Source organism: Cupriavidus sp. WS (assembly GCF_000395345.1).
GTDB classification, from domain to species: Bacteria; Pseudomonadota; Gammaproteobacteria; order Burkholderiales; family Burkholderiaceae; genus Cupriavidus; species Cupriavidus basilensis_B.
On record NZ_AQPL01000086.1, the window covers coordinates 1 to 5,638 of the forward strand.

Below are 5,638 nucleotides of genomic sequence, written 5' to 3' on the forward strand. Positions count from 1 at the left end.
CCCCCGCCAGTCGGGGCGGGTGCGCCCATTGTAGAACACTTCGGCCGTGCATGCTGCGCCGCAACCGGCGCGGCATGCCTCAGTTCTTGGCGTTGGCGAGTTGGCGGTTGCGGTCCTGCAGCGTCTTGACCACGCCTTCCACGCCCTGCTGGCCGACGATGGTGTTGAAGCTGCCCTTGTACGCCTCGGTCAGCCAGGCGCCCAGCACGTTGATGTCATAGACCTTCCAGCCCTGCGGGGTCTTCTCGAGGCGGTAGTCCAGCTGGATCGGGTCGCCCTTGTTGATGACCTGGGTGCGGATGGTGGCGTCGGTGTCGTCCGGCGCGCCGCGGTACGGGCGGAACTGCACCTGCTGGTCGCGGATCTGCGCGATCGCGCCCGAATAGGTGCGGATCAGCAGGGTCTTGAATTCGTCGGTGATCTGCTTCTGCTGTTCCGGCGAGGCCTTGGACCAGTTGCGGCCCATCGCGATCTGGGTGGTGCGCTGGAAGTCCGCGTTGGGCAGGATCTTCTGCTCGACCAGCGCCGAGATCTTGCCGATATTGCCGGCCTGCATGTCCTTGTCGGCCCGCACGGTGGCCATCACGTCGCCGACCACGGCCTTGACCAGGCCATCGGGCGTGCTGGCATCCTGCGCCTGGGCATGGGCGGCGCCGGCAAAGGCAGCCACGGCAAGAAAAGGCAGCAACAGTCGCTTCATCATCATCTTCTTCCTTGTCAATCTGACGCAGGGTATGCCGCGGTGCGGCGTCCTCGCGTATCCCGGCCTCCGGCCGGTTGGTGGTCACGCCCGGTTGGAGTCGGGCGCCCCCGGGGAGTTCGCGGCGCCGAGGCTTCCGGCGCCACATCCATACGTTTTGTTGCAACGCTCACAACCGCGTCACGCATGGCGCGGCGCGGCGGGCGCGCTCAGCGCGGAAAACGGATGCCGGGCGGCATCTGCACCGGCGGCGTGGGCAGCGCCTGGTTTTCCTGCTGGGCATCGGCCGGCGGCGCGGACGGCTCGCCGTCGTCCTCGCTCTGCGGCGGATTGCCATCATAGATCTGGTACTGGCGGCGCTGCAGGTAGGCGTCGCGCAGGAAGCTGTATTTGTCCAGCGCGGCTTCCTCGATCAGGTTGGACGCGCTCAGCAGCGAGGCGCGCGTGCTGACGACGCGCACCCCGGTCAGCGTATTGCGGACCCAGATCGGGTCCACGTACGCCAGCGGGTCCATCTGGCGGTCCACCAGCATGCCGGCGGTATCGCGCACCGTGCTCGGCCCGAACAGCGGCAGCACCAGGTACGGGCCGGCCGGCACGCCCCACACGCCGAGGGTCTGGCCGAAGTCTTCCTTGTACTTGGGCAGCCCGGCCGGGGTGGCGATGTCGATCAGGCCGCCGATGCCCAGCACGCTGTTGATCGCCACGCGCATGGTGTCTTCCGCCGCGCGCGTGGGCTTGCCCTGCAGCAGGTTGTTGATGGCCGAGTAGACATCGCTGACGTTGGAGAACGCGTTGTCGATCGCGGTGCGGATCGGCGAGGGCACGTAGTCGGTATAGAGCTGCGCGACCGGCTTGAGCACGACCTTGTCGACGCCGTCGTTGACGCGCTGGACCTGCCGGTTGAACGGCTCGATCGGGTCCTGCGGATTCGCCGTGGGCCCCGTCGCGCAACCCGCCATCAACAAGGCGGCCGCGGCCGCCGCCAGCCACTTCTGCCCCCCGCGCCATGACGCGGCGACCCGTTTGCGCATCATTTCACTCCCCCTGCGGGGGCGCTGGCCGCGCTCCCGCCCGCGTTGTTGCCGCCGGCACCCGCGTCCGCGGCTTTGTTATAGAGGAACTGCCCGATCAGGTTTTCCAGCACCACGGCCGACTGCGTCATGGTGATGCGCCCGCCGTCGGCCAGCATGGCGGTGTCGCCGCCCGCCTCGAGGCCGATGTACTGCTCGCCGAGCAGGCCCGAGGTGAGGATCTTGGCCGAGGTGTCCTTGGGAAACTGGTAGCGCGTCTCCAGGTTCAGCGACACGGTGGCCTGGTAGGTCTTGTCGTCGAAGCGGATGTCCGCCACGCGGCCCACCACCACCCCGGCGCTCTTGACCGGCGCGCGCGGCTTGAGGCCGCCGATGTTGTCGAAGCGCGCCTGCACGGCATAGGTTTGCTGGAACGACAGCGAACTCATGTTGCCGGCCTTCAGGGCCAGGAACAGCAGCGCGACGAAGCCCGCCACCACGAACAGGCCAACCCAGAAATCGAGGGTATTTCTTTTCATCTCTCGTCTCTTTTTCAAATACTGCACCGCGGCAACGGGCCGGATGGGGACAACGGCCCTGCCGGCTCAGCTGAACATCAGCGCCGTCAGCAGGAAATCCAGCGCCAGCACCGCCAGCGAGGCGATCACCACGGTCCGCGTGGTGGCGCGCGATACGCCTTCGGGCGTGGGCTTGGCCTCATAACCCTGGTACAGGGCGATGAACGTCACCGCGACGCCGAAGATAAAGCTCTTGATGACACCGTTGAGCACGTCGGCGCGCACGTCCACGCCGCCCTGCATCTGCGACCAGAACGCGCCCGCGTCCACGCCGATCATCTGCACGCCGACCACGTAGCCGCCGAGGATGCCGACCGCGCTGAAGATCGCGGCCAGCACCGGCATGGCCACCACGCCCGCCCAGAAGCGCGGCGCGATCACGCGCTGCAGCGGGTTCACCGCCATCATCTCCATTGCGGTGAGTTGTTCGCCGGCCTTCATCAAGCCGATTTCGGCGGTCAGCGAGGTGCCGGCGCGCCCGGCGAACAGCAGCGCGGTCACGACCGGCCCCAGCTCGCGCACCAGCGACAGCGCCACCAGCAGGCCGAGCGCCTGCTCCGAGCCGTAGCGGTTGAGCGTGTAATAGCCCTGCAAACCGAGCACGAAGCCGACGAACAGCCCCGATACGGCGATGATCACCAGCGACAGGTTGCCGACGAAGAAGATCTGGTCGCTCACCAGCCGGAAGCGCCGCAGCAGCGCCGGCGACATCGCCAGCACCGTGAAGAACATGCGCGTGGCGTGGCCCAGCCCGTTCACGGAGCGCCGCACCGCGGCACCGATATTGGTGAAGAATCCCATCATCGGACGGCCTCGCCGGTGAAGTCGTCGGCCAGCGACGGCCCAGGATAGTGGAACGGCACCGGGCCGTCGGCCTCGGCATGGACGAACTGGTGCACGAAGGGATCGGCCGACGCGCGCAGCGCCTCGGGCTCGCCCTCGGCGACGATGCGGCCGTCGGCGATGAAATAGACGTAGTCGGCGATCTGGAAGGTCTCGTTGACGTCGTGCGAGACGATGATGGTGGTGGCGCCGAGCGCCTCGTTGAGGCTGCGGATCAGGCGCGCGGTCAGGCCCAGCGAGATCGGGTCCAGCCCGGCGAACGGCTCGTCGTACATCAGCAGCGCCGGGTCCAGCGCGATCGCGCGGGCCAGCGCCACCCGGCGCGCCATGCCGCCGGAGATCTCCGAGGGCATCAGGTCGCGCGCGCCGCGCAGGCCGACCGCGTTGAGCTTCATCAGCACCAGGTCGCGGATCATCGACTCGGGCAAGTCGGTATGTTCGCGCAAGGGGAAGGCAACGTTGTCGAACACCGAGAGATCGGTGAACAGCGCGCCGAACTGGAACAGCATGCCCATCTGACGCCGCACGGCGTACAGGCCGTCGCGGTCCAGCGCGGGGATGTTGGCGCCGTTGAACAGGATTTCGCCCTGCTGCGGCCGGACCTGGCCGCCGATCAGGCGCATCACGGTAGTCTTGCCGCAGCCCGAGCCGCCCATGACGGCGACCACCTTGCCGCGCGGGAAACGCATGCTGAGGCCCGACAGGATAGGCTTGCCGCCCGCCGTGTAGGCGAAGTCGACAGCGTTGAGCTCGACGAGGTTTGAGGCGGATTCCGTCACGTTTGCACCGTTTTGGCAGTCCGCCATTATAAGGGCTAGTACCTAGCCATGCCCGGAGCAGTGTGGCGCAATCCACATCCATCGGCTGCAAATAATTGTTTCATCACTTTTTGCGGCTGGCGTGCCGTTCGAAACACATATTTCAGATCCGGCTATGGCTCCGTCGGCCCGCCCGCCTGCCGCAGGATCACCTGCCACTGGATCGACTCGGAGCGGATCGCGGTGGCGAACGCTTCCGGCGAGTCGCGCAGCGGCGTCAGCCCCGCCGCCAGCAGGCGGTCGCGCACCTCGCGCTCGCCCATGACGGCATCGAGCTCGCCGGCCAGCCGCGCGACGATCGCGTGCGGCGTCTTGGCCGGCGCGATCACGCCGAACCAGGCGCCCGCGCCGTAGCCGTCCAGCCCCGACTCCTGCAGCGTGGGCACCGCCGGCGCAAGCGGCGAGCGCGCCGTGCCGGTTACGCCCAGCAGCCGCAGGTTGCCGTTGCGGACGTGGCCCTGCACCGCGGCATAAGAGCAGAAACAGGCACTGATGCGGCCCGCGAGCATCTCCTGCACCACCGCGCCCTCCCCCTTGGCCGTCACCAGCGGCACGCCGTTGGGCACGCCGTGCACCGCGTATTCCGCATACAGGTGCGAAGGGCTGCCGGCCTGCCCGGAGCCATAGCTGTACGAAGCCGGGCTGGCCTTGACCGCGGTCAGCCACTGCTGCGGCGTGCGCATCGGCAGGCGCGCGTCGATCACCAGGAACAGCGGCATGGTGGCGACCCGCGCCACCGGCGTGAAGTCGCGCACCACGTCGTAGGGCACCGGCTCCAGGCCGGGCTGGATCAGCATGGTGGCCTGGTGGAACAGCAGCGTATGGCCGTCCGAGCTGGCCTTGGCCACCACGTCGCCGGCCGTGGTGCCGCCCGCGCCGGGCCGGTTGTCCACGTCCACCGACACGCCCAGGCGCGCCGCCAGCCGCTCGGCCAGCATGCGCGCCACCGCATCCGGCACGCCGCCGGCCGGGAACGGCACGATCAGGCGCACCGGGCGCGCGGGAAACGAGATCGGACGGGCGTAGCTGGCCGGAGTGGCGGCCGAGGTCGTGGCCGAGGCAGACGATGGCGCCGCGGGCCGGGCCAGGCAGACCCCGCCCGCGGCGGACAGCACGCCGCCGAGGCAAAGCGCCAGGGCGCGCGCCGCAAGACGGCGCGGGGCAGGCAACGAGCCGGGCCGACGACCGGCGCGCGGCGATGGCAACCAACGGGACGGCTCTGCCGCGGGGTGAAGCAACTTCGCCTTACCTCGCCAAAGCCGCGAAAACATGCGCACTTCGGACATCAACTCCTCCGAGCCACGGGCGTTGCCGGTGACATATGGGTCGGCTGAAAAGGGGATGAGCGAGGCAGTCTTTGTTCTGATTGTGCGGTTCATTCTACGAACAATGGCCAGAGCCGCACAGACCACGTTAACCATAGCCGGGACAACCCTGTGCGGGCCGCCGGGCCGATGCGCGGCACCCCGCAAACCCGCGCCGGGGCGCCGTCTATAATCGCCGGCCATGAGCCAATCCATGCGCGAATCCATCCTCCGTCCGATGACGCCCGCCGACCTGCCCGCCGTGCTCGGCATCCAGGCGCAGTGCTACCGCGGCACGCTGCACGAATCCGGCGCGGCGCTGGCCAGCCGGCTGGCGCTCTCGCCCGCCACCTGCTGGGTCGCCGCGCCGGCGGGCCGGCCC

Annotated in this window: 6 protein-coding genes and 1 pseudogene; 1 reads left to right on the plus strand and 6 read right to left on the minus strand. The window is 68.7% G+C overall.

Annotated features, from left to right (window positions below; all coding sequences use genetic code 11):
- Positions 1-79: 79 nt before the first annotated feature.
- The 6 genes from K206_RS0108845 to K206_RS0108870 form a co-directional block, all read right to left on the minus strand.
- Positions 80-703, minus strand: a complete 624-nt coding sequence (locus K206_RS0108845) for a phospholipid-binding protein MlaC (protein ID WP_029043394.1) — start codon at positions 701-703, stop codon at positions 80-82.
- A 206-nt stretch (positions 704-909) separates the two neighbouring features.
- Positions 910-1,734 (minus strand): VacJ family lipoprotein, encoded by an 825-nt coding sequence (locus K206_RS0108850; RefSeq protein ID WP_020423719.1) that lies wholly within the window; start codon positions 1,732-1,734, stop codon positions 910-912.
- A complete protein-coding gene (mlaD, locus tag K206_RS0108855; protein WP_020202056.1) occupies positions 1,734-2,252 on the minus strand; it encodes an outer membrane lipid asymmetry maintenance protein MlaD in 519 nt (172 codons plus the stop codon). The genes K206_RS0108850 and mlaD overlap by 1 nt, the downstream gene beginning before the upstream one ends.
- A 66-nt stretch (positions 2,253-2,318) precedes the next feature.
- On the minus strand, positions 2,319-3,095 hold the full coding sequence (gene mlaE, locus K206_RS0108860) for a lipid asymmetry maintenance ABC transporter permease subunit MlaE (protein ID WP_020202057.1): 777 nt from the start codon (positions 3,093-3,095) through the stop codon (positions 2,319-2,321).
- Entirely contained in the window at positions 3,092-3,913 is an 822-nt protein-coding gene (locus K206_RS0108865; RefSeq protein ID WP_020202058.1) for an ABC transporter ATP-binding protein, read from the minus strand. The genes mlaE and K206_RS0108865 overlap by 4 nt, the downstream gene beginning before the upstream one ends.
- 152 nt (positions 3,914-4,065) lie before the next feature.
- Complete coding sequence (locus tag K206_RS0108870) at positions 4,066-5,238, minus strand: tripartite tricarboxylate transporter substrate binding protein (RefSeq protein ID WP_029043395.1); 1,173 nt, start codon at positions 5,236-5,238, stop codon at positions 4,066-4,068.
- Between the two features lie 232 nt (positions 5,239-5,470).
- On the opposite strand from K206_RS0108870, the pseudogene K206_RS37835 reads away from it, so the two are divergent.
- Positions 5,471-5,638: pseudogene (locus K206_RS37835) on the plus strand (GNAT family N-acetyltransferase); the annotation flags it as partial.

Coding starts and splice junctions, on each gene's coding strand:
- K206_RS0108850 (WP_020423719.1), bottom strand. CDS start 1,734: ATGCGCAAACGGGTCGCCGCGTCATGGCGCGGGGGGCAGAAGTGGCTG.
- K206_RS0108845 (WP_029043394.1), bottom strand. CDS start 703: ATGATGAAGCGACTGTTGCTGCCTTTTCTTGCCGTGGCTGCCTTTGCC.
- mlaD (WP_020202056.1), bottom strand. CDS start 2,252: ATGAAAAGAAATACCCTCGATTTCTGGGTTGGCCTGTTCGTGGTGGCG.
- K206_RS0108870 (WP_029043395.1), bottom strand. CDS start 5,238: ATGTCCGAAGTGCGCATGTTTTCGCGGCTTTGGCGAGGTAAGGCGAAG.
- mlaE (WP_020202057.1), bottom strand. CDS start 3,095: ATGATGGGATTCTTCACCAATATCGGTGCCGCGGTGCGGCGCTCCGTG.